This window comes from Rhizobium skierniewicense, assembly GCF_014196515.1.
Lineage (GTDB): Bacteria > Pseudomonadota > Alphaproteobacteria > Rhizobiales > Rhizobiaceae > Agrobacterium > Agrobacterium skierniewicense.
The window spans coordinates 69,008-93,172 of the sequence record NZ_JACIDV010000009.1 but is presented as its reverse complement, the minus strand read 5'-3'; the positions used below and the strand labels follow the sequence as shown (position 1 = coordinate 93,172).

Annotated in this window: 30 protein-coding genes; 24 read left to right on the top strand and 6 right to left on the bottom strand. The window is 60.8% G+C overall.

The window, feature by feature from the left end:
• Window positions 1–16 precede the first annotated feature (16 nt).
• The 3 genes from GGQ73_RS15370 to GGQ73_RS15360 are packed head-to-tail and all read right to left on the bottom strand — an operon-like array spanning window position 17 to window position 2,451.
• Window positions 17–424: a type II toxin-antitoxin system MqsA family antitoxin gene (locus GGQ73_RS15370; protein WP_183897057.1), complete on the bottom strand. Its 408-nt coding sequence runs from the start codon at window positions 422–424 to the stop codon at window positions 17–19.
• Window positions 421–729 (bottom strand): type II toxin-antitoxin system MqsR family toxin, encoded by a 309-nt coding sequence (locus GGQ73_RS15365; protein WP_183897056.1) that lies wholly within the window; start codon window positions 727–729, stop codon window positions 421–423. Before GGQ73_RS15365 ends, GGQ73_RS15370 begins: the two co-directional genes overlap by 4 nt.
• 60 nt (window positions 730–789) lie before the next feature.
• Window positions 790–2,451: an alpha/beta hydrolase gene (locus GGQ73_RS15360; protein WP_412762982.1), complete on the bottom strand. Its 1,662-nt coding sequence runs from the start codon at window positions 2,449–2,451 to the stop codon at window positions 790–792.
• Window positions 2,452–2,869: 418 nt separating this feature from the next.
• Here GGQ73_RS15360 and GGQ73_RS15355 point away from each other — a divergent pair, with 418 nt between their 5' ends.
• From GGQ73_RS15355 to GGQ73_RS15305, 11 genes are all read left to right on the top strand, one after another.
• Entirely contained in the window at window positions 2,870–3,388 is a 519-nt protein-coding gene (locus GGQ73_RS15355; protein WP_183897055.1) for a hypothetical protein, read from the top strand.
• Between the two features lie 73 nt (window positions 3,389–3,461).
• Window positions 3,462–4,721, top strand: a complete 1,260-nt coding sequence (locus GGQ73_RS15350) for a DNA-packaging protein (protein ID WP_183897171.1) — start codon at window positions 3,462–3,464, stop codon at window positions 4,719–4,721.
• 635 nt (window positions 4,722–5,356) lie between these two features.
• Window positions 5,357–5,995 (top strand): hypothetical protein, encoded by a 639-nt coding sequence (locus tag GGQ73_RS15345; protein ID WP_183897170.1) that lies wholly within the window; start codon window positions 5,357–5,359, stop codon window positions 5,993–5,995.
• A gap of 40 nt (window positions 5,996–6,035) precedes the next feature.
• On the top strand, window positions 6,036–6,344 hold the full coding sequence (locus GGQ73_RS15340) for a Dabb family protein (RefSeq protein WP_174152777.1): 309 nt from the start codon (window positions 6,036–6,038) through the stop codon (window positions 6,342–6,344).
• 72 nt (window positions 6,345–6,416) lie between these two features.
• Entirely contained in the window at window positions 6,417–7,580 is a 1,164-nt protein-coding gene (locus GGQ73_RS15335; RefSeq protein WP_183897054.1) for a phage portal protein, read from the top strand.
• Between the two features lie 351 nt (window positions 7,581–7,931).
• Entirely contained in the window at window positions 7,932–8,252 is a 321-nt protein-coding gene (locus GGQ73_RS15330; protein ID WP_183897053.1) for a DUF6107 family protein, read from the top strand.
• A 316-nt stretch (window positions 8,253–8,568) separates the two neighbouring features.
• Entirely contained in the window at window positions 8,569–9,141 is a 573-nt protein-coding gene (locus tag GGQ73_RS15325; protein WP_183897052.1) for an HK97 family phage prohead protease, read from the top strand.
• A gap of 48 nt (window positions 9,142–9,189) precedes the next feature.
• The gene (locus GGQ73_RS15320; protein WP_183897051.1) at window positions 9,190–10,437 is read left to right on the top strand and encodes a phage major capsid protein; all 1,248 of its coding nucleotides are present in this window, start codon (window positions 9,190–9,192) and stop codon (window positions 10,435–10,437) included.
• Between the two features lie 270 nt (window positions 10,438–10,707).
• Window positions 10,708–11,277 carry a head-tail connector protein gene (locus GGQ73_RS15315; RefSeq protein ID WP_183897050.1) on the top strand — a complete coding sequence of 190 codons (570 nt, stop codon included), beginning with the start codon at window positions 10,708–10,710 and terminating at the stop codon, window positions 11,275–11,277.
• Between the two features lie 4 nt (window positions 11,278–11,281).
• Window positions 11,282–11,617: a phage head closure protein gene (locus GGQ73_RS15310; protein WP_183897049.1), complete on the top strand. Its 336-nt coding sequence runs from the start codon at window positions 11,282–11,284 to the stop codon at window positions 11,615–11,617.
• Window positions 11,614–12,015, top strand: coding sequence for a DUF3168 domain-containing protein (locus tag GGQ73_RS15305; RefSeq protein ID WP_183897048.1), 402 nt, complete (start codon window positions 11,614–11,616; stop codon window positions 12,013–12,015). The genes GGQ73_RS15310 and GGQ73_RS15305 overlap by 4 nt, the downstream gene beginning before the upstream one ends.
• Before the next feature lie 2 nt (window positions 12,016–12,017).
• On the opposite strand, the gene GGQ73_RS15300 is transcribed toward GGQ73_RS15305, so the two are convergent.
• Window positions 12,018–12,341, bottom strand: a complete 324-nt coding sequence (locus GGQ73_RS15300) for a hypothetical protein (protein WP_183897047.1) — start codon at window positions 12,339–12,341, stop codon at window positions 12,018–12,020.
• 108 nt (window positions 12,342–12,449) lie between these two features.
• Here GGQ73_RS15300 and GGQ73_RS15295 point away from each other — a divergent pair, with 108 nt between their 5' ends.
• The 3 genes from GGQ73_RS15295 to GGQ73_RS15285 are packed head-to-tail and all read left to right on the top strand — an operon-like array spanning window position 12,450 to window position 13,437.
• Entirely contained in the window at window positions 12,450–12,857 is a 408-nt protein-coding gene (locus GGQ73_RS15295) for a phage major tail protein, TP901-1 family (RefSeq protein WP_174152456.1), read from the top strand.
• The gene (locus GGQ73_RS15290) at window positions 12,857–13,219 is read left to right on the top strand and encodes a gene transfer agent family protein (protein ID WP_183897046.1); all 363 of its coding nucleotides are present in this window, start codon (window positions 12,857–12,859) and stop codon (window positions 13,217–13,219) included. The genes GGQ73_RS15295 and GGQ73_RS15290 overlap by 1 nt, the downstream gene beginning before the upstream one ends.
• A complete protein-coding gene (locus tag GGQ73_RS15285) occupies window positions 13,174–13,437 on the top strand; it encodes a rcc01693 family protein (protein WP_327786359.1) in 264 nt (87 codons plus the stop codon). The genes GGQ73_RS15290 and GGQ73_RS15285 overlap by 46 nt, the downstream gene beginning before the upstream one ends.
• Here GGQ73_RS15285 and GGQ73_RS15280 read toward each other — a convergent pair whose 3' ends face one another.
• Both GGQ73_RS15280 and GGQ73_RS15275 read right to left on the bottom strand, forming a co-directional pair.
• Window positions 13,438–13,848 (bottom strand): DUF2442 domain-containing protein, encoded by a 411-nt coding sequence (locus GGQ73_RS15280; protein ID WP_174152458.1) that lies wholly within the window; start codon window positions 13,846–13,848, stop codon window positions 13,438–13,440.
• Window positions 13,841–13,990, bottom strand: a complete 150-nt coding sequence (locus GGQ73_RS15275; RefSeq protein ID WP_234910986.1) for a hypothetical protein — start codon at window positions 13,988–13,990, stop codon at window positions 13,841–13,843. Before GGQ73_RS15275 ends, GGQ73_RS15280 begins: the two co-directional genes overlap by 8 nt.
• Before the next feature lie 55 nt (window positions 13,991–14,045).
• Here GGQ73_RS15275 and GGQ73_RS15270 point away from each other — a divergent pair, with 55 nt between their 5' ends.
• From GGQ73_RS15270 to GGQ73_RS15225, 10 genes are all read left to right on the top strand, one after another.
• Complete coding sequence (locus tag GGQ73_RS15270) at window positions 14,046–14,624, top strand: phage tail tape measure protein (RefSeq protein ID WP_183897045.1); 579 nt, start codon at window positions 14,046–14,048, stop codon at window positions 14,622–14,624.
• 279 nt (window positions 14,625–14,903) lie between these two features.
• On the top strand, window positions 14,904–15,536 hold the full coding sequence (locus GGQ73_RS15265; protein ID WP_183897044.1) for a DUF2460 domain-containing protein: 633 nt from the start codon (window positions 14,904–14,906) through the stop codon (window positions 15,534–15,536).
• The gene (locus tag GGQ73_RS15260) at window positions 15,533–16,417 is read left to right on the top strand and encodes a DUF2163 domain-containing protein (protein ID WP_183897043.1); all 885 of its coding nucleotides are present in this window, start codon (window positions 15,533–15,535) and stop codon (window positions 16,415–16,417) included. Before GGQ73_RS15265 ends, GGQ73_RS15260 begins: the two co-directional genes overlap by 4 nt.
• Window positions 16,414–16,848 (top strand): NlpC/P60 family protein, encoded by a 435-nt coding sequence (locus GGQ73_RS15255; RefSeq protein WP_183897042.1) that lies wholly within the window; start codon window positions 16,414–16,416, stop codon window positions 16,846–16,848. The genes GGQ73_RS15260 and GGQ73_RS15255 overlap by 4 nt, the downstream gene beginning before the upstream one ends.
• A 3-nt stretch (window positions 16,849–16,851) precedes the next feature.
• Window positions 16,852–20,649, top strand: coding sequence for a baseplate multidomain protein megatron (locus GGQ73_RS15250; RefSeq protein ID WP_183897041.1), 3,798 nt, complete (start codon window positions 16,852–16,854; stop codon window positions 20,647–20,649).
• A 41-nt stretch (window positions 20,650–20,690) separates the two neighbouring features.
• Window positions 20,691–20,897 carry a hypothetical protein gene (locus GGQ73_RS15245; protein ID WP_183897040.1) on the top strand — a complete coding sequence of 69 codons (207 nt, stop codon included), beginning with the start codon at window positions 20,691–20,693 and terminating at the stop codon, window positions 20,895–20,897.
• 195 nt (window positions 20,898–21,092) lie between these two features.
• A complete protein-coding gene (locus GGQ73_RS15240) occupies window positions 21,093–21,362 on the top strand; it encodes a hypothetical protein (RefSeq protein ID WP_183897039.1) in 270 nt (89 codons plus the stop codon).
• A 90-nt stretch (window positions 21,363–21,452) separates the two neighbouring features.
• Window positions 21,453–22,124: a response regulator transcription factor gene (locus GGQ73_RS15235; protein ID WP_174152779.1), complete on the top strand. Its 672-nt coding sequence runs from the start codon at window positions 21,453–21,455 to the stop codon at window positions 22,122–22,124.
• Window positions 22,114–23,514 (top strand): ATP-binding protein, encoded by a 1,401-nt coding sequence (locus GGQ73_RS15230; RefSeq protein ID WP_183897038.1) that lies wholly within the window; start codon window positions 22,114–22,116, stop codon window positions 23,512–23,514. The genes GGQ73_RS15235 and GGQ73_RS15230 overlap by 11 nt, the downstream gene beginning before the upstream one ends.
• A gap of 72 nt (window positions 23,515–23,586) precedes the next feature.
• The gene (locus GGQ73_RS15225; protein WP_210290144.1) at window positions 23,587–24,051 is read left to right on the top strand and encodes a hypothetical protein; all 465 of its coding nucleotides are present in this window, start codon (window positions 23,587–23,589) and stop codon (window positions 24,049–24,051) included.
• Window positions 24,052–24,165: the final 114 nt, after the last annotated feature.

Sequence of the window (24,165 nt, the reverse complement as noted above, 5' to 3'; positions counted from 1 at the left end):
CGTGGGCGGGCCTAACCTAGGCCCGCTTGAGCTCTTCGACTTCTTCCGGGTGCTTTTCCAGCATGCGAAAAAGATTAATGACGGCGGGCGTGGGTGTGACTTTGCCGGTTTCGTAGCGCGAAAAGGCATTGTGCCCACCGCCTGTTAGCTTCGATGCTTCCGCCTGATTGATGCCAAGCTTTTTGCGGATGCGGCGCAGCTCGTCGCCGGTGGTGCGGCGCGCTTCCAGCACAAGTGTGTCACTTGCCGTGGCGTAGCGTTCAGCGCTTTGAGCATCATACTCGATCTCGCAACAGGCAGGGCAGCGAAAGCCGGAAAGGCCTTCGACATCGGTAACCAAGCCGCGATGTTCTATACGGTGGGTTTCATTTGAAAAGGCGCTCATTTCTGTGCCAGAATCGCAGCACATGCAGATGTCGCTCATGACTCCAACTCCTTGAATTGTATGACCAATGCTCCGTTGGTCCGAAGCGTCAGCTTGATATATGCTCTGCCACCTGGGGTATCTGCATGATAGACGTCTTGCCAGACTGTGTTGTCGTTATAGGTTGTCATAGACTTGTAGAGGCACTTGGTATTGAGCTCGCAAATGACATTGATCATCTCGCCGACCGTCAAATCCATCCGCCGCCCTCCATCAATGGCGGTTTTGGTGAAGACAGCTGCTCGCTGATGTTTTACGATGGCGATAATGGTTTTTAGATTGTAGTGCGCGCGCCGTTTTTCCATAACTGATATTACCCTTTAAGGGTAGTTTTGCAAGATGGCGTATTTGTGGCTTACGTCTTATCACACCGGGTCCGTGCTGCCCCGTTTCGCTTTGAAGAACATCTTCAACCGCTGGATGCTGTCCGGTGTCCATCCTTGGGGTTGGGTGACTTCCAGCCAGGCGTCGATGTAGTGTTCAGGCGCGTAGACGTGGCCGTAGCCCATGGGCGCGGTGGTTGCGGCGGCGACGTCCAGCAGCAGTTGCAGCTCGGTGACGACGGGGAACCATCGGAAGGAGGTGGAAACATCACGGCCGCGCGGTTGCTGCATCCATTCCGGGCGGCGGTAAAGCGCGGCGGTCTCAAAAAAGGTTATGGGGTCGCTGGCATATTGCAGATAGACGATGCGCATCGGCCCCCAGGGCTTATCCGGCCTGTGGGCGTTGGTATATTGATCGGCAAAGCGGATGACGGAGGAATCCCGGAAGGTCGGCAGCCAGTAAGGTGAGCCCTCGTTGCGACCTGTCGTGGCCATGCGCCATGTGGGGCTGGAGAAGGGCGGGCCGCTCCACAGCGCGCCCTGGAACGGATCTGCCAGCACATCGTAAAGATCGGACGATTTCTGGCTGTTGAGCGCACCCAGACTGAGGCCGTGCAGGTAGAGTTTGGGGCGGGTCTCCTTGGGCAGCGTCGTCCAGTAGCCGTAGATGGCTTCGAACAGCGCGCGGGCGGTCTCCACCCCGTAATCGGGCTCCGTCAGAAGAGCGATCCAGCTGGAAAGGTAGGAATATTGCACGGCCACGCTGGCGACATCACCATTGTGCAAATATTCAAGCGTATCAATCGCTTCCGGATCGATCCAACCGGTGCCGGTGGGGACGACGACGAGGAGTGTCCCACGCTCGAAGCCGCCGGTCCGCTTGAGTTCTTCCAGCGCCAGCTTGGCGCGCTCTGCCGGTGTCGCACCAGCATTCAGCCCGGCGTAAACGCGGATCGGTTCCATGGCGGGTCGTTGGGTGAAGGCGGAAATGTCTGCGCTGTGTGGACCCGTGGCGACAAATTCGCGGCCACGGCGACCAAGCGATTCCCACGGCATGAGCGAGGCTTCGCTGCCCGTCTTGGAGGGGTCGGAGGGGCGCGGCACATCCGGTTCGATGAGGCTGTCCACCTGTTTCAGAGAGCTGTCCATAAAGCGCAGGCCGACATCCACCACCAGTCCGTTGAGCAGCAGAACGGCGATGACGGCGGCTGCGGCAATACCGACGACATTGGCCAGTGGGCGCGGCAGGAAACGGCGGCTTCGCAGGGCAAACAGCCGTCGCACGATCTGGAACAACCGTCCGAAACCGATGAGGAGGGCGGAGACGCCGATGGCGATGGCGCCGGTTTTAAACCGGTGGGCACTGTCCAGCGGGTCGAGCTCCATCAGCACGCGAATGGAGTTCTGCCAGGTTGCCGCCTGCCAGAGAAACCCCACGGCGGCGACGATGGCCGCCAGCGAGACGACAAAGAGAACACCGCGCTTGTTATGCCGCGAGGGCTGCCGCAGGCCGAGATAGATGGCGACGTCCTTCAGAAAAACGCCGATGAGATAGCCGATGGCAAAGGAAAAACCGCACAGCACCCCCTGCATGACATAGGTGCGGGGAAGCAGCGATGGCGTCAGCGACGCGCACAGCAACACCGTGCCGAAGACGATGCCCGTGCTGGAAAGCGGTATGACCAAGCGACTGATCCATCTCACGTTTTTGCTTCCTTCACGGTTGTTGGCGGGGATACTGTAATATGGCGCGGCGGTGTGTGGAAGAAAAGTTGCGGAATAAATTTCAGGTCAATAGGAAAATAGTCCTTGACTGCGTGACGGTCGTTTGGTAGTGTTTAGGTATAGTCGGAGAAGTGTGAGTGGTGGGGACGCTGCTGAAGCGGGTGAGGTCTCTATTTCATCGTAGCGTTGCTGGGTGTGGCTTCCCCCTCTGTCCTGCCGGACATCTCCCCCACAAGGAGGGAGATCGGCTAGACGCTTGCTCCTTGCTTTATCTGCATCCTTTAAGATGGGCGACAGGTTTCAACACTTCGATCTCCCCACCTGTGGGGGAGATGCTCGGCAGGGCAGAGGGGGCGATCTTGCATCTACGTTTGATGTTCTTACCAACAGGCAAAACATGACATCGACAATCGACGACGACCTCTCGCTCTACTGCGAGTGGCTGCAAAAGCCTGTGTACGGGTTGACCGCAAAGCTCGAAACCAAATCTCAGTCGCCTGACGGCGCATCCGGTACCATTGACGGGCCGGATGGGTTGTGGCGGCTGATGAATGAGATGACGACGGAGATGCGGGAGCAGTTTCGGTTCTTTCGCGAGTTGCGCGAAGGGGCGGGGGCGGCGCTGGATGGTGCGGCTGACGAGGCTCTGGCCAAATTGGCGCGGGCCGATGTGAAGGCTGCGACGGATGCGATGTCGCTGATCGTTCGCACGCTGGAAAAGATCGACACGCTGCAGCGGCAATTGGCGCGCGACCGAGAGGTTGCCGCCGAAAGCGATGCGGAAAATCAGGATTATGAAGAGGCGGTCGCCTTTTTCCAGAGGCGGATCGATGAGCTCGTCGAGCAAAAAGTGCGGGCGAAACTTATCGCAGCCGGTGTTTCTGCGAACGGGCAAACGGCTGAAAGCGCAAAATGAAGCGGCAAAGGCCGTTCTGACCGGCCACATTGCGGGCGATCCGACTGTGCGCAGAGAGGAAATGCGGTTGCGTATGGACACTCTGCTGGCCGAACGACATCAGCGAAACCATGTGTTCCGGTTGAGACATGACTGGCGGATGGTGGGTAGCCTCGTGCAGCAGCCGCCCGACGGTGACTGGCGCAACTGGTTGCTGGTTGGCGGTCGCGGCTCTGGCAAAACCCGGGCCGGGGCCGAATGGGTGCATCTCATCGCGTCTGCCGGCGAGCGGTCCGATCTGCGGATTGCATTGGTGGCGGAAACGTTGGGAGATGCCCGCGAGGTGATGATCGACGGCGTCTCCGGTATCTGCCGGATCGCCCGACGAAAGAGGCCGGATTTCGAGGCGTCTCGCCGCAGGCTGATATGGCCGAACGGGGCGATGGCGCAAATCTTCTCTTCCGAGGACCCGGAAAGCCTGCGTGGACCGCAGTTTCATTTTGCCTGGGCCGATGAGCTGGGGAAATGGCGATATGCGCAGGAAACCTGGGACATGCTGCAGTTCGGCCTGCGACTGGGTGACCGGCCGCAGCAGCTGATTACTACGACGCCGAGGCCGATACCGCTGTTGAAGGCGCTGATGGCCGACCCTGGCAGTCGCGTCGTGCGGATGCGCACCCACGACAATGCGGCTAATCTTTCGCCCGGCTTCATCGATGCGATGATGAAACGTTACGGCGGGACGCGGCTGGGGCGGCAGGAACTGGACGGCGAGTTGATTGCCCAGCGCGGCGATGCGCTGTGGAAGCGGGCGGATATCGAAGCGATTTTCGATGACAGGCCGGATTCCCTGGCGCGGATCGTGGTGGCGGTTGACCCACCGGCGGGAAGTGGAGAAGGATCCTGCTGCGGCATTGTGGTAGCGGGAATGGGTATCGATGGTCGGTTCTGGGTTCTCGCGGACTGCTCCGCTGAGGGTGCCACACCGGCAGGCTGGGCACGCGCCGTGGTGGCCGCGCATCATCGTTTCGAGGCTGACCGGGTGGTGGCGGAAGTCAACCAGGGCGGCGAGATGGTGAGTGCCATGCTGAAAAGCATAGACGCCAACCTGCCCGTGACCATGGTGCGGGCAAGCAGGGGCAAGTTTACCCGTGCCGAACCCGTTGCCGCACTTTACGAGCAGGGGCGGGTGCGCCATGCGGCCCGCTTTGAAAAGCTGGAGGACCAGATGACCGATTTCGGACCTGATGGTCTATCCTCCAAAAAATCTCCCGACCGGCTGGATGCGCTGGTCTGGGCGCTGACGGCGCTCGCGATGGATACGATGACCGAGCCACGCGTGCGGGGAATGTGAGGGGTCCGGCGAGGGTGCGGCGGGCGCGGCTGACAAGCTCTTCCGTTGTGGGAGACGAAGCGATTTCAACATCTTGAGCAGTGCTCACGTGTGAGAAATCACAAGTGAGGTTTTTCTTCGGCGCAAGCCGAACCCCTCGCCTGAAAAACCTATGACTTAGCTTCCAGATAAGATTGTGATTTTTCTTCCTCTCCCACAAGGGGAGAGGTAATGCGGCCGCGCCGTGCCACTAAAACGGGAAACGCCCGCGAAGGTCGATAACGGCCTATCACGGGCGGTTTTAAATTCCGGTGCGGGGGCGACTGACGCCCCCGACCCAATTACTTCTTGGGAGCCTGCGAAGGTTTTGTCTGTGCGCTGACTTCGCGCATCTGACGCCATTCATTTTCGAGACGGTCGTAGATCGTCTGAGGGATCGTCGCGGTCATGGCATTCCTCCTTGGCGGGTTGGCGCTGTTCATTGCGCGGGGTCAAACAGAGTAGGCGGCCAGAGGTTCCGCAATTCAAGGTAAATTTTTTCCTTAAAACGGTTCGCACAAAATAAAATCGATTAGGATTTTTTTAAATCGATTTAGGTGTGGCAATTTAAAAATCAAAACCTCAGGTTTAATGACCGATGATGGAGACATGTGATGATGGTGGTGGATATCCAGCGTTTCTTTGCGATGATTCGCACGGCTCCTTTTCCCGGAAGATTGACCGCAGCGCAGGTGCAGGGCACCGAACTGATCGTCGATGTCTTCGCCGATAGAGCACCCGATGGCGATGCTCGCTACCTGGCCTATATGTTGGCAACGGCCTTTCACGAAACGGCAGCGACGATGCAGCCGGTGCGCGAGACGCTGGCTGCCAGTGACGATGCCGCCATTCGCATTCTGGACCGGGCGTATGCGGATGGGCGGCTGGGGCAGGTGCGCACGCCCTATTGGCGGCGCGACGCCGAGGGCAAGAGCTGGCTGGGGCGCGGGCTGGTTCAACTGACGCATAGGCGCAATTATGAGGCGATGGCTGCGGTAACCGGCATCGACCTGGTGCAGCGCCCCGAGCGGGCGATGGAGCCGCAGGTGTCCGCAACCATCCTGGTCGAGGGCATGTTGCGCGGAAGTTTTACCGGCAGGCGTCTGTCGCAATATTTCGATGCCCGACGCTCCGATTGGGACGGTGCCAGAGCCATCGTCAACGGCACCGACCGGGCAGCGCTGATTGCCGGTTACGGCCGGGCGTTTTACGCGGCGTTGACGGCGACCCTGATTGAACAGCCAGCGGTGGGATGATAGCGATTTCCACCCGAGATTTTGCATGACAGGTGCTTCCATGATCCGCCACATCGTTTTCTTCACTGTGCCAGAAGCCAACCGCGAGGCGGTGCGCAAGGGCCTTTCCGGCCTGACCGGCATTTCCCACGCGCTCAAACTGGAAATTGGTGAGAACGTGAAGAAAGACCAGTGGGGCAATCAGGTCGATTTCATCGTCTACGGCGAATTCGAAAACGAGGCAGCGCTTGCCGCCTACAAGGCCGATCCGGCCTATGAGGTGTCTACGAACACGGTGAAGCCGTTGCGCGACACGCGGGTAGCGGCTGATTTCGACAGCGATCGGGCGGTGAAGGTGCCGATACGATAAGTCGGCTTTCAGCCCCACCATCTGAGCCACCTCCACGGGTGGCTTTTTGTTTTCTCTCAAAGGAAAATATCCATGCGATTTTTTGGTTCCCTGCCGTGGCGGCGCCCGGTGGAGCGCGCGGTTGTGCGCGAAGAAAAGGCGGCGGGCGGGTTCCTGGTGCTGTCTGGTGAGGCGGGACGGGCGCATTGGTCTGGCCGGGGTTATGGCGCGCTGTCACGCGAAGGGTTCATGAAGAACCCCGTGGCGCACCGGGCAGCCAGAATGGTGGCAGAGGCTGCGGCGTCTGTCAGCTGGTTGTTGTATGAAGGCGACGACGAGATTGGCGAGCATGCTTTGCTGCGGTTGCTGTCGCGCCCCAATGGACAGATGAGTGGGCCGGATTTTTTCGAGGCGCTCTATGGTCATCTGCTGCTCTCCGGGAATGCCTATATCGAGCCACTGATGGTGGGGGAGCGGCTGCGCGAGCTGCATTTGCTACGGCCGGACCGCGTCAGCATCATCGAAGGGGGCGATGGATGGGCTGCGGCCTTCGATTACCGCGCCGAGGGCCGGGCGGCCCGGCGCATCGCGGCGGATCGTGACGGGCTGGGGTTGCTACAGCTGAAACTGTTCAACCCGCTTGATGACCACGCCGGGTTTTCGCCGCTGGCAGCGGCGGGCGCGGCGCTCGATCTGCACAATGCGGCCAGCATCTGGAACAAACGGCTGCTGGAAAACTCCGCCCGTCCGTCCGGGGCGCTGGTCTATCAGCCCAAGGAAGGCGGCAATCTCTCCACCGACCAGTATGAGCGCCTGAAACGCGAACTGGAGGAGGGTTACGCAGGCGCGGTCAACGCCGGTCGTCCGCTGCTTCTGGAGGGCGGACTGGACTGGAAGAGCATGGGCCTTTCGCCCAAGGACATGGATTTTATGGAGGCCAAGAATGGCGCGGCGCGGGACATTGCGCTGGCGCTCGGCGTGCCGCCCATGCTGCTGGGTATTCCCGGTGACAACACCTATGCGAATTATCAGGAAGCGAACCGGGCGTTCTATCGGCTGACGGTTCTGCCATTGATCAACCGCACGGCGGCGAGCCTTTCCGGCTGGCTGGCACCGCTGTTCGACGGTGCGTTGCGGCTGGAGCCGGATCTCGACAGGATTGCGGGCTTGTCCAGCGAGCGGGATGCGCTTTGGGCGCGGGTAGCGGCGGCAGGGTTCCTGAACGACGAGGAGAAGCGGGAGGCGGTGGGGTATTGAGGGTGAGGGCTGGGTACCTCTCCCCTTGTGGGAGAGGAAGAAAAATCATGGTTTTAGCTGAAAGCTAAGTCATAGATTTTTCAGGTGAGGGGTCTGCTGAGGGTGCGGAACACCCCTCACTTGCGATTTCTAACACTTAAGCAAGCTTAAGATGTTGAAATCGCTTTCTCTCCCACAAGGGGAGAGATAACCCAGCCGCAGCGCTCAACCACTCTCTCAACAACCGGAATCCGTTTGTGAAGGTTTCCCCTCAACCGGCTCCGATGACTCGAGAAAAGCGCAAAAAATTCTATTGCGGGTGCAAGGCATCCGCTGCGCAACTTTTCCTACTCTAACCGGGAATGGTTACCCATGTCTGAATTTGCCAACGAGGGCAGCATCTGGGCTGCCCGCTTGACCGGGGCCGTGGCGGGTGCCGGAGTGTCTTTGATCTATCTGTTGCCGCAGACCCACCGCGAGGCGGCCAGCCGGTTCTTGACCGGACTTGCGTGCGGCATGATCTTCGGCGGGCCGGTGGGACTCTGGATTGCCCAGCGGCTGGGTCTTTCCACAGCGCTTTCAAGCCAGGAGATCATGCTCACCGGTTCTGCCGCTGCCAGCCTTTGCGCGTGGTGGGGGCTGGGCGTGATGGTGCGGATTGCCGAGCGCTACTCGGCGCGGCCAAAGCTTTAGAGCGTTTCCTTGTTAAATGGAAACAGTTCTGGTGGTTCAAACGGGATCGACTGCTTGTCCGGATGGCGCGTGGCGTAGCCTTAGCATACGGCCAAGCCGTCCGGGCAGGCAGGTGGCCCGTTTCAACCAACCCGGAGGGCCGGGCATATTTCCGCCAGGACAAAGGCGATCGGCTCGACCGTACCTTAGGGTATGCCCTTCGCCAATCGCCTTTGTCCTGACGAAAATCTGCTCCGGCAGAACGTTTCAATTTAACAAGGAAACGCTCTGAGCTGATCCGTCAGCACAAATTTCCTCAAAATCTCAGGAGAATTTCATGCACGCTTATCGCGGGTCGCGGCCCGCCACGCGCAAATTTGCCAATCTGGAACTGCGCGGCATTGCCTTTGACGGCTCGTTTTCCGGCTATGCCAGCGTGTTTGGCGAGGTGGATCTGGGCCGCGACGTGATCGAGCCTGGAGCCTTCAGGCGCTCCATCGAAGAGCGCGGTGCCGCTGGCATTCGCATGCTGTACCAGCACGACCCCGCGCAGCCGATTGGTGCGTGGCGCACCATTCGCGAGGATGAGCGGGGCCTGTTTGTGGAGGGTGTGCTGGCGCCAAGCGTGGCGCGGGCAAAGGAGGTGCATTCGCTGATGAAGACGGGTGCGCTGGACGGGCTTTCCATCGGCTTCCAGACGGTGCGGGCGGGCAAGGCCGCGCGCGGTGGCATCCGCCGCATTCTGGAAGCCGATCTGTGGGAAATCTCCGTCGTGACCTTTCCCATGCTGCCATCGGCGCGCGTTTCCAACGTCAAACAGGCCCGGTTCTTTCGCGACCGGGAGACCGAGCTGGTGCGTGCCATGCGCCTGATGGCGAAGAGCCTGGCGGATCGCAGCTTCCGGCGGTGAGACCCCGCTTTTTCCGCTCCCACACAAACATCAATAGAGGACGACAAGATGACAGAACAATCCGTGGCACCGCAGATCAAGGCCGTGCCGGACACGATGACGGCGGCGTTCGATGATTTCATGGAAGCCTTCGAGGCGTTTCGTGAAACCAACGACGAGCGTCTCGGCGACATCGAGCGCAAGATGGGCAGCGATGTGCTGACCCGTGAAAAGCTCGACCGGATCGACAAGGCGCTGGACGACAACAAAAAGGTGATGGACGAACTTTCGCTCAAAAAGGCGCGGCCTGTGCTGGGGCGTCGTGGTGGGGCCTCTGCGGAAACGGAAGAGCACAAGGCAGCCTTCGAGGCCTATATTCGCCGGGGTGACGAGGGTGCGCTACGGGATTTGGAGGCCAAGGCCTTTGCCGGAAGTGCCGGTGCGGATGGCGGCTACCTGCTGCCCAACGAGACCGACAGCGATATCGGCAGGCGCATGGCGGTGGTGTCACCGATGCGTGCGCTGGCAACGGTGCGGCAGGTTTCCGGTGCGGTGCTGAAAAAGCCGTTTGCACCGAGCGGCATGGCGACCGGGTGGGTTTCGGAAACGGCGGCGCGGCCCCAGACCAACACCCCGCAGCTTGCCGAGCTGACATTTCCGACCATGGAGCTATACGCGATGCCTGCCGCCACGCAGGGGCTGCTGGATGATTCCGCTGTCGATATCGAGGCATGGATTGCATCCGAAGTGGATGTGGCCTTTGCCGAGCAGGAAGGGACGGCCTTCATTTCCGGCGATGGCGTGAACAAGCCGAAGGGCCTTTTGGCCTATGACACGGTGGCCAACGGTGACTGGAGCTGGGGCAAGATCGGCTATCTGGCGACGGGTGTGGCGGGTGGCTTTGCCTCTGCCGGGCCGCTGGATACGCTGATCGACACGGTCTATTCGCTGAAAGCGGGACATCGCCAGAATGGCAGCTTCCTGATGAACCGCAAGACCCAGTCCACGTTGCGTCGCTTCAAGGACACCACCGGCAACTACATGTGGCAACCGCCAGCCTCCGCTGGCCAGGCGGCACTGCTGATGGGCTTTCCGGTGGCCGAGGCCGAGGACATGCCGGATGTGGCAGCCAACAGCATGTCGATTGCTTTCGGTGACTTCCGCTCCGGTTATCTGGTGGTCGACCGCACCGGAATCCGCATTCTGCGCGACCCGTATTCCGCCAAGCCCTATGTTCTGTTCTACACCACCAAGCGTGTGGGTGGCGGGGTGCAGAATTTCGAGGCGGTGAAGCTGGTGAAGTTTGCCGTGAGCTGAGTGGTGCTGGTGCTTCCACCATGCCGGGGCTGACCCGGCATGGTGGCGGACAAACATAAGCGCCATCGCCTGTCGCTTATCCCCCTCTGTCCTGCCGGACATCTCCCCCACAAGGGGGGAGATCGACTCGTTGCGACGTCCAGCCCCCTCTCAAAGATTACGGAGAGAGTGGCGCGCCTGCTTCTTGCCGATCTCCCCACCTTTGGGGTGAGCCACAGGTGAGGACAGGCAATAGTCGCTGCTACACCAACCCAATTCCCCGGAGACCCCATGACCTATGCACAACTGACTCCGCCGCAGGCGGAGGCGCTGACGCTTGCCGACGTGAAGGCGCATTTGCGGCTGGATGGCGACGATGAGGACGCGCTGCTGACATCATTGATCGCCACCGCGCGCGACTATCTGGAGCGCCAGACGGGACTTTGCCTGATGCGCCAGAGTTTTCGGCTTTACCTCGACGACTGGCCCCTCAACAGTGTGATTCTGATTGCGAAAGGGCCGGTGCAAGCCATCGAAACGATTCTGGTTTTCGATGATGCGGGCGATCCTTTCGATGTGACCGCGATCGAAAAGCTGCTGGATGGCGAGGGCCGCCCCGCACGGCTGTGGGTGCGCCAGCCGCCCGCACCTGGACAACCGCTGAACGGCATCGAAATCGATTTTACCGCGGGTTTCGGCGAGAGCGGTGCGGATGTGCCGGACACGCTGAAGCGGGCGATGCTGGTTCACATTGCGCATATGTATGCGTTTCGCGGCGCGGTTTCGCCAGCCGATCAGCCCGCCGGTGTGCCGCGCGGATATGAGCGGCTGATTGCGCCGTTCTGCAGAACAGGGCTGTAGGGCGATGAACCTGACCTTTCTGGACCCCGGCCAGCTGACCGCGCGGCTGGAGCTTGAAACGCCCGACGATCTGCCGGACGGACAGGGCGGAGTGAGAGCGGGATGGCGGGTGTTGCGGTCTTTGTGGGCGGCCATCGAGCCGGTCTCGCAGGGCGCTTACGAGCGGGCATCCGCCGATGGCGTGGCGATCACGCACCGCATCTGGGCCGGATTTCGCGATGATATCCGGGCGGGCATGCGGTTTCGCAAGGGGGTGCGGGTGTTTGTGGTGCAATCCGTTGTGGACCCGGATGAAACAGGCCGCTTTATCGTCTGCCGCTGCGAGGAGGAAAGCCGATGAGGGCAGCCAACGCGCTGTTGCAGGCCGTGCATGCGCAGCTTTCCGGCGATGCGGTGCTGGTGGGTCTGGTGGGCCGCGGCGGTCTCGTCGACCGGCTGCTGCCGCGCCCGGTTCTGCCATGCGTCGTATTCGGTGAAATCGACAGCCGAGATTATTCGACCGCGTCCGAGCAGGCGGAAGAGCATTTTCTGACCATTGAAGTCTGGAGCGAAGAGGGCGGGCGGAAACTGGCGCAGGACATCGCGGTACGGATTCTGGCGCTGCTGGATGATGCGCCGCTGACGCTGGGTGGGGGCATCGCGCTGGTCAGTCTGTTCTTTCGCAACAGCCGCTCGGTGCGACAGGCAAAGTCGAAGCAGTTTTTAACGGAGATCCGGTTTCGGGCGGTCACAGAGTGACGTCACGGCGAGGATGACGCCGCCTTGGCGGATGCCATAAGAGCGTTGAATATCTTCTCCGCTACGTTCTTATCGGAAATCTTCAAATTGCGTGGTTTGAAAGGTGATTGGCTGCCGATCACACCCGGAGCGCTATAGTGAATATCGTGGGCGAGGGTGTTGAGATAGGCTCGCCCCTTGGCTTCATACGCCGCCCGCTCTGCTTCGTTGAGCACAATAATGACCGAATAGTCTACGGCACTGTGGCTGCAGATGGCATGCAGATAAAGGATATCGCCGTCTTCCAGCAGATCCCAACCCCAAGGCTCACTGTCCAAGACCTTCATCGTGTTGCGCTCCTTTAAAACCACGCAGACCGTATTTCATTCCAACTGCACCGTCCACTCGGTGGGCTGTGTGTTGCCTCAAAGATCGTGAAACTGAAAGGACACACCATGGTGGCGCAGAAGGGCAAGGACCTGCTGCTGAAAATCGAGAATGGCGGGGCGTTCGTGACCGTTGCCGGGCTGCGCACCAAGCGGCTGGCGTTCAACGCCGAAAGCGTTGATGTGACGGATGCCGAAAGTGCCGGGCGCTGGCGCGAATTGCTGGCGGGGACGGGCATTCAGCGTGCGGGGTTGACGGCATCGGGCATCTTCAAGGACCAGCAGAGCGATGCGCTGGTGCGGGGGCAGTTTTTTGCCGGTAGCATTCCCGGCTGGCAGATCGTCATCCCGGATTTCGGCACGGTGGCGGGGCCGTTTCAGGTGACCGCGCTGGAATATTCCGGGCGGCACGACGGCGAGGTGCAGTTCGAAATCGCGCTGGAATCGGCCGGTGCCATTACCTTTGGAGCCTTGTGATGGGAGCGGCCAATTTTGGACGCGCCAACCGCAGGCGGGGTGAGGTGGAGGCGGTGCTGGATGGCGAAAGGCGCATTCTGTGCCTGACGCTGGGCGCACTGGCGGAACTGGAAACCGCCTTCGCCGCCGATGATCTGACCGACCTTGCGGCACGTTTTGCCAGCGGGCGAATGAAGTCTGCCGACATGATCCGCGTCATCGGTGCCGGGCTTCGCGGGGCGGGCAACGTGCTGTCCGACGACGACGTGGCGGGGATGAGCATCGAAGGTGGTGTTGCGGGTTATGCGACGATCGTGGGCGACCTGCTGACCGCGACATTTGCCGGGACGCAGCCGGAGGGACAGGCAACAACGTCCCCCTGAGTGCCGCAGCTGGCGCAAGCTCTGATCATGGTGCCAAGCCCTTTCCCTGGGACCAGGTTATCCATGCCGGACTGAGCCTGCTGCGGCTGTCTCCCAATATTTTCTGGGCGCTGACCCCGGTCGAGTTTTTTGCCATGACCGGTGGGATGCGGCCCCGGCGTGATGGCTTGGATCGAGGTCGGCTGGAGGGTTTGATGCGGGCTTTTCCGGATGGGTGATCAGGGCCTGGCGGCTTTCTTCGGACGACCGCCCTTTGCGCCATTTGCGCGGCTCGCTGCTGATTTGGCGACGGATCTGCTTTTTCCGCCCCGGCTTTGCGCTTCCATGAACGTCTTGCTACCGAAGATGCCGCTCATCAAGCCACTGACGGTGTAATCGAGGTCTAGGCTTTCCCAATGCAGGCCGGTTTCACCCAGCAACTCAACCTCGGCAAGCTGGGCCGTTGTCGCCAATTCCAATCCCTCCAGTGCGCGGGCCGGGAACATAAAGGATGCACCGTTGGTGAAATCCACAATCACCCGTTCCGATGCGGGATCGAAGCGCACGGCGTTCGGCACTGGACGCTCTGCCCGCTCTTCGCGCCAGCGCTTTTTTGCCTGCGCAAGATCCTGATCGCTGATCTCAACCATGATATTTTCTCCAGGTATCGATGAAGAGTTGTCGGTGTTCTTCGATCACGTCTACCGCCCGTCGCACATCCCGGTCTGACATGCCTCCCTGCGTGATGACATTGAGGGTGATGATGTCGATGCGGCTCAAGTCATGCAGCAATGGCTTTGAATTCCAATCCCCTAGCTTCCCAAATTGAATCAGAAAGGCAAGGCCGATGGTTGATGAGACGAGTTTTTCTGGTCAGCGTGACGAGGCGCAGGCTCTGGCGGATGTCATGGATGATCTGGAGCGGCGGTCGCAGCGGTTTGGGTCGGCGCTGACGTCTGCGCTCCAGGCAGCCACGATTGGTGGCAAGGGGCTGGACGGCGTTTTGCAGGGTCTGGGGATGCGGCTGTCGAATATCGCGCTGTCTGCAGGGTTGAAGCCACTGGAGAATATGCTGTCATCGGCGGTCAGCAGCCTCACATCCGGGGCCGGATCGCTGTTTGCCTTTGCAGATGGCGGCGTGCCGGGACGGGTGACGCCATTTGCGGATGGTGGGGTGGTATCGAGCCCGACGTTTTTCCCGATGGGTGGCGACATGGGGCTGATGGGCGAGGCGGGGAGTGAGGCGATTTTGCCATTGAAGCGTGGGGCAGATGGTTCGCTGGGCGTTGCCTCTGCCGGTGGCGGCGGTGGTACGCAGATCGTGTTCAATGTGACGGCGAGTGATGCGGCGAGTTTTCGGCGCAGCGAGGGACAGATTTCGGCGATGCTGGCGCGCAGTGTGGGGCGGGGGCAGCGGGGGTTGTAGTTCTGGCCGATGTGCTTTTGCGTTTGGCGTTGAGGATGTGGCCCCCCCTCTGTCCTGCCGGACATCTCCCCCACAAGGAGGGAGATCAGCTGGGCGCAAACGCCCACTTCAATCTCAACATCAGAGATAGTCGAGTGGCTGCCACGAGTCGATCTCCCCACCTGAGGGGGAGATGTCCGGCAGGACAGAGGGGGGGAGCGACGCCCACTGTCGCTCAATGGCGAAAGACAAATAGCGGGCGAACTCAAAAACTCACTTAAATCTAGGAAAATCAATATCATGACGGCATTTCATGAGGTGCGCTTTCCGTTGCGGCTGGCATTGGGAACCAGTGGCGGGCCGGTGCGGCGGACGGATATCGTCAACCTCTCCAATGGGCGGGAGAACCGGAACCAGAGGTGGCGGAATTCGCGGCGTGCCTATGATGCTGGGCCTGGCGTTCGCTCTGTCAGTGACCTCTACGCCGTGCTGGCGTTTTTCGAGGCGCGGGGCGGGCAGCTTTACGGGTTCCGGTTTCGTGACCCTGTGGATTTCCGGTCCTGCCCGCCACTGACTGTGCCGAGCGCGATGGATCAGCGGATTGGGACCGGCGACGGCGTGACGGCAGCCTTTCCTCTGGTGAAGACCTATGCCGATGCGGGCGGAGGCTGGACACGGACCATTACCAAACCCGTTGAGGGCTCCGTGACGGTTTCGGTGAATGGTGTTTCGACCGCACATTTCAGCACTGACCTTGTGACCGGCATCGTAACCTTTGCGGCAGGCCACGTGCCTGCGGCGGGTGCGGCTGTGCGGGCGGGTTTCGAGTTCGATGTGCCTGTCAGGTTCGATATCGATCGCATTGATGTGAGCCTGAGTGCCTTCGAGGCCGGACGCATTCCTTCCATTCCACTGGTGGAGATTTTGCCGTGAGGAGAGTTCCAGAGGATTTTGCAGCACACCTGGAGGGCGAGGCGACGACAACGTGCCATTGCTGGAAGGTCAGCCTTCGCGACGGGGCTGTGTTGGGCTTCACCGAACATGATGAGGCACTGACGTTTGATGGAGTGACCTATCTCGCCGCAAGCGGTTTTCAGGCCGGTGAAAACGACAGCGAGACGGGCTTGGCGGCCAGCAGCGGTGAGGTTTCGGGCGGGTTTTCAAACGAGGCGGTGAGCGAAGATGATCTGGCCGCGGGTCGCTATGACGGCGCCCGCGTGGAGCTCTACTGCGTTAACTGGCAGGTGCCGCAGCAGCACGTGTTGCTGAAGGTGCGCGAGATTGGCGAGGTGACGCGGGCAGGCGGCGCCTTCAAGGCGGAATTGCGCAGTTTTGCCCACAGGCTGAGCCAGCCGCAGGGCCGCGTCTATGGCAGGCGATGTGATGCAGCGCTTGGTGATGCCAGATGTGGAGCCAATATCGCGGCGTTTCAGGCGGCGGGCACGGTGGTCTCCGTCGACGGTAACGGACGGATTTCGGTATCTGGGCTGGCGGGTTTTGAAGAGGGGTTTTTCAGGCAGGGCAGGCTGGCGTTTTCGAGCGGCCGGAACGCAGGTCGCAGCTTCGACCTCGATGACCATACCCTGCGGGACGGGGTGGCGAGCTTCAGTTTCTGGCTACCGCTGGAGGTTTCACCACAGGCGGGTGACAGATTCACCGTGGTGGTGGGATGCGACAAGAGCTTTGCAACCTGCAAGGCGAAATTCGCCAACCACCTGAATTTTCGCGGCTTTCCGCATATGCCGGGGGCCGATTTCGCCTATTCCTATGTGACGAGCCGCACCCAGCACGATGGTGGAGCACTGTTTTCATGAGCGACATCGGTGAACGGGTTCTGGTGATGGCGGATAGCTGGATCGGCACGCCGTACCGGCATCAGGCCTGCCTGAAAGGCGTGGGCTGCGATTGTCTGGGGCTGGTGCGCGGCCTTTGGCGCGAGCTTTACGCAGATGAGCCGGAATTGCCGCCGCCTTACGCGCGCGACTGGGCCGAGCGCGGTGGCGAGGACCGGTTGATGGCGGCGGCATCCCGGCACTTTCACCCGGTTGCCAGCATGGAGAACGCGCTGCCGGGCGACATGCTGCTGTTTCGCTGGCGCCCGGATTTCGCGGCCAAACATGTGGGCATTCTGGCCGATGCCGACCATTTCATTCATGCCTATGAAGGGGCCTGCGTGCTGCGCTCGGCCCTTGTGCCTTCATGGCGAAAACGTATCGCCGGCATATTCCGATTTCCCCAGAGGTGATTGATGGCAACCCTTGTTTTACAGGCGGCGGGCGCTGCTCTTGGTAGTATTTTCGGGCCGGTGGGCACGATCATCGGCAGGGCGGCGGGGGCGTTGGCGGGGAGCGCCTTGGATAGCGCGCTGCTGTCATCATCTCGAACGGTAACGGGTGCACGGCTCTCCACGGCCCGGATTCCCGGAGCAGACGAAGGCGCTGCGATCGCGCGGGCTTACGGCACGGTGCGCATCGGAGGTACGTTGATCTGGGCAACGCGTTTTGAGGAAAACATGACGCGGGAAAGGCGGGGTGGAAAAAGCAACAGCAGTGGCACGACCACCGTCGAAACCTACAGCTATTTTGCAAACCTGGCGGTTGGCCTGTGCGAAGGCGAAACCGCGATGGTCAGGCGTGTATGGGCGGACGGACAGGAGTTGGACCTGACCGGCATCGAGATGCGGTTCTACTCTGGAAGCGATACACAGCGTCCCGACCCGTTGATTGAAGCGAAACAAGGGGCGGGCAATGCACCAGCCTATCGCGGCCTGTCCTACGTCGTGTTCGAGCGGTTGCCACTCGACAGTTTCGGCAATCGCATTCCGTTGCTGCAGTTCGAGGTGGTGAGGCCCATCGGCAAGCTGGAAAGCCAGATACGGGCCGTGACGGTGATACCGGGCGCGACAGAGCATGGCTATGCGACGGTTGCTGTCTCCGAGCGGACGGGCGCGGGCGAAAGCCGGGTGATGAACCGCCACACACTGACGGCCGCAACGGACTGGCACGCCTCCCTCGACGAACTGCAGGCGCTGTGCCCCAACCTTGAAAGCGTGGCACTGGTGGTGGCGTGGTTCGGGACCGATATGCGCGCCGGGGAATGCCGTGTTTTGCCGGGCGTGGAGGTGGTCTCCCGCAACCGCGAGAGCATGCGATGGTCTGTCGCAGGGGTGGGACGCGGGCAGGCTTTGCGAGTGACCCGGCATAATGGCGGCCCGGCCTATGGTGGCACACCGAGCGATGCAAGCGTGTTGCAGGCGATTGCCGACCTGAAGGCGCGTGGGCTGAAAGTGTGTCTCTACCCGTTCGTGATGATGGACGTGCCGGTCGACAACGGGTTGCCGGACCCCTATGGCAACAGGCAACAGGACGCCTATGGCTGGCGTGGCAAGATTACCTGTCATCCGGCTGCGGGGCAGCCTGGGAGCGTGGACCGAACGGCAGCGGGACGCGCGCAAGTCTCCACTTTTTGCAATCGTGCTGACGGATATCGCCGGATGGTGCTGCATTACGCGGCGCTGGCGAAACAGGCGGGCGGCGTGGATGCGTTTTTGATCGGGTCGGAACTGCGCGGGCTGACGCGGGTTCGCGATGAGGCAAATGCTTTTCCGTTTGTGGACGAACTGGTGCGCTTGGCCGCGGATGTGCGCGTCGTTGTGGGGGCTTCGACGAAGCTGACCTATGCAGCCGACTGGAGCGAATATTTCGGATATCATCCGGCAGACGGAACGGGCGATGTGTTCTTCAATCTCGATGCGCTGTGGGCAAGCTCTTCGATCGATGCGGTGGGCATCGACAATTACATGCCGCTGTCGGACTGGCGCGACGAGGATGTACAGGCCGGGAACCCGGATGGGTTTGAGGGTGGCGATGATGCGGCGGGCTTTGGCCGTGCTATCGAAGGCGGCGAGGGATTTTCCTGGTATTACGCCAGCGACGCTGACCGGACGAGCCGCAAGCGCAGCGCCATTTCCGACGGATTGAAGGGCAAGCCCTGGGTTTATCGCAACAAGGATCTGGTCGGCTGGTGGCGCAACCGGCATTACGACCGGGTTGGCGGTGCGGAAAAGACATTACCGACCGCCTGGGTTCCGGGCATGAAGCCAATTTGGTTTACCGAGCTTGGCTGCCCCGCCATCGACAAGGGCGCCAACCGGCCCAACACCTTCATCGATCCGAAATCATCCGAGAGCACCTATCCCTATTTTTCCAGCCGTATGCGCTCAGACAGCCAGCAAAGGCGGTTTCTGGAGGCGCATCATGACCATTGGACAGGTGGTTCGGCGCTTCAGGGTATGGTCGATCCCGCCAGGATTTTCGTCTGGACATGGGATGCGCGGCCCTATCCGGCCTTTCCACAGGACACCTCGATCTGGAACGACGGCAGCAATTGGCGCACCGGACACTGGCTGAATGGCAGGCTGGGGGCGACCACGCTGGCCGATCTCATCGCCGCAGTGTTGAACGATCATGGTTTTGCGGATTTCGACGTCTCTGCCGTGACAGGCGATGTCGCCGGTTACGCGCAGGGCGATGTGACGGCGGCGCGTAGCCTGTTGGAACCTTTGCTGGAGGCGTTTCAGGTTGATGTGATCGAGGATGGCGCAAAGCTCCGTTTCGTCTCACGCGGACGTGCTGCGACCAAGACGAAGGTGATTTCCGCCTATGCGGATATGGAGGACACAGCCCTCTGGTCGGAGGCGCGCGGGCATGAGAGCGATTTTGCAGCCGAAGCAGTGCTGACGGCTTTCAATCCGACGCTGGATTACGAACAGGCGAGCGTGCGGTCCCGCCGCATAGACAATGCCGGAAACAGGGTACTGCGCTACGATCTGGGCGCAGTGCTGGCGCAGGAGACGGCGCAAAATGCGGTGGAGGCGCTGCTGCGCGACAATCGGTTGGGTCGTCGCACAGTCAGCTTTGCGATTTCGCCGAGCGAGATAGCGCTCGACCCCGGTAATTGCGTGGAGCTGGAGGGCGGGCCGGGCGGGCGGTTTCTGGTCAGCCGGATCGAGGATGGCGATATCAGGCGCGTTGAGGCGCGGGAGTTTTCAATCGCCGTCAGCACGGTGTCTGGCGCAGTCGAGGCGCCGCGCGATGGCGGTGGTGACGCTTCGAGCGGGTTCGACCCCGATATCGTGCTGATGGATCTGCCGCGATATGAAACCGGCGATGCGCAGGGCTTCGCGCGGGTTGCAGCCTTCGCCAAGCCCTGGCGGCGAATGGTGCTGTCGACATCTGCCGGAACCGAAGGTTACGAGGCGAGGGCCATGCTGGACCAACCCGCGAAAATCGGTGCGCTGGCGGGGCCTGTGCCAAGGGGTTTCATCGGACGCTTCAACAGTGCGGACGCGATCGAGATGACGCTGCCCTATGGCGATCTGGCGTCAGTCTCCGACCTTGCCGTGCTGAACGGCGCCAACCGCATTGCCATTCGCTGTGCCGATGGCGCGTGGGAGGTTGCCGCTTTTGCAAAGGCCGAAGAGATCGCGGCAAAGCGATGGCGGTTGACCCGGCTTCTGCGCGGCCTTTTCGGGACGGAGGACGCGATGGCATCAGGCGCAGTGACCGGAGCTGAGGTCGTCATTCTGGATACGGGTGTCGTTCCGATGGGCCTGCGCGGTGACGAGAGGGGCCTGCGACTGAACTGGATCATCGAAGCCGCAGGCGCGCAAATCTCGGCTGTCGGGCCATTTGAATTTGAGGGCGGAATGCGGGCCGAAATGCCGCTGGCGCCGGTGCATCTGCGCGGTCAGCGCGGCGCGGATGGCGTGCTGCTGACATGGGTACGGCGCGGACGCGTCGAGGCCGATGGCTGGGATGCAGCCGATATTCCGCTCGATGAAGTGTCCGAACGATACCGCATCCAGGTGCTTGCCAACGGTGTGGTTCGCCGCACGATGGAGGTTGCCGCCACGAGCTGCCTCTATGCCGTCAACGATGAGATGGCCGATTTCGGCGCAGCGCAGACCACGCTTTCGATCATGGTGCGCCAGCTTGGCCGTGCGGTGCCGCTGGGCATTGCCGCCAGCACGACTTTGAGCCTTTGAATTTCAAAATCACAATAACGTCAACCGAGAAAGGGTAGACTATGACCGAGATGAAAGCCTGGTACCAATCCAAAACCGTCTGGGGCGCTTTGATTGCGGTGGTGGCGCCGCTGCTGCATGTTGCGGGCCTGAACCTGCCGGCGGGTTTTGAAAACGACCTTGCTGAGGGCCTGATGACGGTGGCAGGCGGCGTGGGTGGCTTGATTGCGCTCTACGGGCGGTTGGCTGCGACGCGTGCGATCAAGTAGGATTGTGCAAGGGTGAGCGGGTGGCTCCTCCCTTTATTACGAAGGACAGGGGGGGGGAGCCACTCGCGCTATTGCCCACATCACGCTGAAATCCACCACAGTCCACATTCATTTGCCATTCAGACGCTTTGCGATACATATTTGACCAAGAATTCGTCTCCCGTGCATCCCGGTTTTCTTTGGAAGTTTTTTGCAATGGCATCACCTCTCATCATCGCGACGCTTGCAGCCGGGCTTTCCGGATTTCCTGCGCCGCAAGCTGATGTCCAAGGTGCGCCATTGGCGGCACGCGTCTATCAGGTTGCAAGTGACTGCAGCTCGGCCGTAACGCGGGTGGTACGTGAAACCGGTGGCCAGCTTCTTTCGGTTTATCCGTCCAATGACGGCCAAAATTGCATCGTGACCGTGCTGGTGCAGGGCAACGGCGAGCGCCCCCGCAAGGTGACGATGCGCGTCCCGATGTAGACCGTCGCAATCCTTAAATTTCTGATGTAGACATGATGTGAATGAGCGTCACACTGCAGAAGTGACGTGTGGAATGAAAAGGGACTGATGATGCGCATTCTCGTGGTCGAGGACGATACAAACCTCAATCGACAGCTGACCGACGCGCTGAAAGAAGCGGGTTATGTCGTTGATCAGGCCTTCGATGGCGAAGAGGGGCATTATCTTGGTGACACCGAGCCCTATGACGCGATCGTTCTTGATATCGGCCTGCCGCAGATGGATGGCATTACCGTCGTCGAGAAATGGCGTGCAAGCGGCAAGTCCATGCCGGTCCTGATCCTCACCGCGCGTGACCGCTGGAGCGACAAGGTCGCAGGTATCGATGCCGGCGCCGACGACTATGTGACAAAGCCTTTCCACGTGGAAGAAATTCTGGCGCGCGTGCGCGCGCTGATCCGCCGCGCAGCCGGACATGCGTCATCCGAGATTACCTGCGGCCCGGTGCGGCTCGATACGAAATCCTCCAAGGCGACCGTCAATGGCGTGACACTGAAACTGACGTCTCACGAGTTTCGGCTTCTATCCTATCTCATGCACCACATGGGTGAGGTGGTGTCGCGCACCGAGCTGGTCGAGCATATGTACGATCAGGATTTCGACAGGGATTCCAATACGATCGAAGTTTTCGTCGGACGTCTGCGTAAAAAACTGGGTGTCGATCTGATCGAGACCATCCGTGGTCTTGGCTACCGGATGCAAGCGCCCGCAGATGCGAAGTAACTCACTCACCGCCCGCGTTCTGCTGCTGGCCTCGGCATGGTCTGCCCTGGCACTGGTGGTGATCGCGGTGGTGATCTCCACGCTCTACCGGCAGGGCGTGGAGCGTAGCTTTACCGACTTGCTGCGCGCCCAACTCTACAACGTCATCAATTCCATTACCGTTTCCAACGAAAATACGCTGGCCGGCAGCCCGCAACTGGGTGACCTGCGATTTTCGCAGCCTGATACCGGCTGGTACTGGGTGGTGGAGCCGTTGGGTAATTTCCAGACAGCCCCGCTTGTCTCGTCTTCGCTTGGCGTTTCGACGCTGCCGGTTCCAGGCATTCTGGATGTTCCCTTCGACAATCGCTATGAGCGCTATTACGTCATTACGGATGAAGCCGGAAACCGTGTGCAAGTGGCTGAAACCGAGGTGGTTCTGGATGGCGAAGGACGAGCAGCGCGTTTTCGCGTGACCGGCAACCTCAACGTCGTGGAAGACGATGTCAGCGACTTTTCCAACAGCCTCTATCTGGCGCTGGCCGTCTTCGGTGTTGGCAGCCTTGTCGTCAACGGCCTTGCCATTCTCTACAGTTTGCGACCGCTGGACAAGGCACGTGTTGCGCTGGGCAAGATCCGGGGCGGCGAGGCGGAGCGGCTGGAGGGCGAATTCCCGCGTGAAATCCAGCCTTTGGCAACAGAAGTGAATGCGCTGATCGAAAGCAACCGGCGTCTTGTGGAGCGGGCGCGCATGCAGGTCGGCAATTTGGCGCACTCGCTGAAAACGCCGATTGCCGTTCTGTTGAACGAGGCCCGGACACTGGACAGCCATCATGGCGATCTGGTGCGGGGGCAGGTGGATGCGATGCAGGCGCAGGTGCAGTCCTATCTTTCCCGCGCCCGCATTGCCGCGCAACGCGGCTCCATTCTGGCGCGGGTGGAAGCAGAGCCGGCACTGGAGCGGCTGATGCGCGTGATGCGCCGCCTCAACCCGGACAAGACATTCCAGCTGGACATGCAGCACCCGGACGTGATTCTGGCGATGGAGCAGCAGGATCTGGAAGAGGCGGTTGGCAACCTGCTGGAAAACGCGGCGCGGTTTGCTGCCACCAAGGTGGTGATAACGGTCGTCAGCGGTTCGCCCCCGTCTTCAGACCCGGACGTGACCCGCAGGTCGTGGGTGACGCTGCTGGTGGAAGACGATGGGCCGGGTTTGGAGCCGGAGCAGATTACCGAAGCCATGAAACGCGGCAGACGCCTGGACGAAAGCCGGCCAGGGACGGGGCTTGGTCTATCCATCGTCAGCGAGGTGGTTTCTGAGTACCACGGTACCTTTGCCATGTCGCGCGGCCCGCTGGGCGGACTGAAAGCGGAGTTGCTTCTCCCGGGGCTTTCGAAAGAGCTTGCATGATGGCCAAAAACTGGCAAGACATTTCTTGACGCAGGACCGCGCCAGAATGGCGCGTTGATAAGGAGTGTATTCTTGGTTGACGTGGTGGGCAAAACCGGATTTGCCGGGATAAACTCCAATATCATACGCCCTGCTGTGCTTTCGCTGGTCTGCCTGTCCGTTCTCAGTTCGTGCACAACGTCCAATACGCGCGCGTCCGGTGGCGGATTGCTGGGGCGCGGTGGAGGAGCGTCTACGCCCTACATTTCCAGCCTTCAGGGCGGCATTGTCGGCAGAAGTGGGCTTCAACTGGATCGCGGTGATTTCAACAGGGCGCTGGAAGCGGAGTATCGTGCGCTGGAAACAGCGCCTGGCGGCCAGGCCGTGGTGTGGGGCAGCGGTGATACGCGCGGCGAGGTTGTTGCCAATGCGCCGTATCAGGTCGGAAACCAGAACTGTCGACAATACACCCATGATCTGACGGTTGATGGCAAACAGGCAAAAGTCCGCGGTGCCGCCTGTCGCAACACCGATGGCACCTGGACGCCGTTGATCTGACGGCTGGTCGACCCGTGCCAAGGCAGGGACAGGGCTGATCGTTAGAAGAGGCTGGTGCATGTCGACGGGTTTCGATCTTTTGTCAGAACGGTTCCGGCGGCATAGTGTCTCAAA

Coding starts and splice junctions, on each gene's coding strand:
- GGQ73_RS15350 (WP_183897171.1), top strand. CDS start 3,462: ATGGACACTCTGCTGGCCGAACGACATCAGCGAAACCATGTGTTCCGG.
- GGQ73_RS15340 (WP_174152777.1), top strand. CDS start 6,036: ATGATCCGCCACATCGTTTTCTTCACTGTGCCAGAAGCCAACCGCGAG.
- GGQ73_RS15265 (WP_183897044.1), top strand. CDS start 14,904: ATGACGGCATTTCATGAGGTGCGCTTTCCGTTGCGGCTGGCATTGGGA.
- GGQ73_RS15365 (WP_183897056.1), bottom strand. CDS start 729: ATGGAAAAACGGCGCGCGCACTACAATCTAAAAACCATTATCGCCATC.
- GGQ73_RS15250 (WP_183897041.1), top strand. CDS start 16,852: ATGGCAACCCTTGTTTTACAGGCGGCGGGCGCTGCTCTTGGTAGTATT.
- GGQ73_RS15235 (WP_174152779.1), top strand. CDS start 21,453: ATGCGCATTCTCGTGGTCGAGGACGATACAAACCTCAATCGACAGCTG.
- GGQ73_RS15330 (WP_183897053.1), top strand. CDS start 7,932: ATGTCTGAATTTGCCAACGAGGGCAGCATCTGGGCTGCCCGCTTGACC.
- GGQ73_RS15310 (WP_183897049.1), top strand. CDS start 11,282: ATGAACCTGACCTTTCTGGACCCCGGCCAGCTGACCGCGCGGCTGGAG.
- GGQ73_RS15270 (WP_183897045.1), top strand. CDS start 14,046: ATGGTTGATGAGACGAGTTTTTCTGGTCAGCGTGACGAGGCGCAGGCT.
- GGQ73_RS15295 (WP_174152456.1), top strand. CDS start 12,450: ATGGTGGCGCAGAAGGGCAAGGACCTGCTGCTGAAAATCGAGAATGGC.
- GGQ73_RS15230 (WP_183897038.1), top strand. CDS start 22,114: ATGCGAAGTAACTCACTCACCGCCCGCGTTCTGCTGCTGGCCTCGGCA.
- GGQ73_RS15300 (WP_183897047.1), bottom strand. CDS start 12,341: ATGAAGGTCTTGGACAGTGAGCCTTGGGGTTGGGATCTGCTGGAAGAC.
- GGQ73_RS15320 (WP_183897051.1), top strand. CDS start 9,190: ATGACAGAACAATCCGTGGCACCGCAGATCAAGGCCGTGCCGGACACG.
- GGQ73_RS15315 (WP_183897050.1), top strand. CDS start 10,708: ATGACCTATGCACAACTGACTCCGCCGCAGGCGGAGGCGCTGACGCTT.
- GGQ73_RS15345 (WP_183897170.1), top strand. CDS start 5,357: ATGGTGGTGGATATCCAGCGTTTCTTTGCGATGATTCGCACGGCTCCT.
- GGQ73_RS15335 (WP_183897054.1), top strand. CDS start 6,417: ATGCGATTTTTTGGTTCCCTGCCGTGGCGGCGCCCGGTGGAGCGCGCG.
- GGQ73_RS15290 (WP_183897046.1), top strand. CDS start 12,857: ATGGGAGCGGCCAATTTTGGACGCGCCAACCGCAGGCGGGGTGAGGTG.
- GGQ73_RS15370 (WP_183897057.1), bottom strand. CDS start 424: ATGAGCGACATCTGCATGTGCTGCGATTCTGGCACAGAAATGAGCGCC.
- GGQ73_RS15280 (WP_174152458.1), bottom strand. CDS start 13,848: ATGGTTGAGATCAGCGATCAGGATCTTGCGCAGGCAAAAAAGCGCTGG.
- GGQ73_RS15255 (WP_183897042.1), top strand. CDS start 16,414: ATGAGCGACATCGGTGAACGGGTTCTGGTGATGGCGGATAGCTGGATC.
- GGQ73_RS15325 (WP_183897052.1), top strand. CDS start 8,569: ATGCACGCTTATCGCGGGTCGCGGCCCGCCACGCGCAAATTTGCCAAT.
- GGQ73_RS15245 (WP_183897040.1), top strand. CDS start 20,691: ATGACCGAGATGAAAGCCTGGTACCAATCCAAAACCGTCTGGGGCGCT.
- GGQ73_RS15355 (WP_183897055.1), top strand. CDS start 2,870: ATGACATCGACAATCGACGACGACCTCTCGCTCTACTGCGAGTGGCTG.
- GGQ73_RS15305 (WP_183897048.1), top strand. CDS start 11,614: ATGAGGGCAGCCAACGCGCTGTTGCAGGCCGTGCATGCGCAGCTTTCC.
- GGQ73_RS15240 (WP_183897039.1), top strand. CDS start 21,093: ATGGCATCACCTCTCATCATCGCGACGCTTGCAGCCGGGCTTTCCGGA.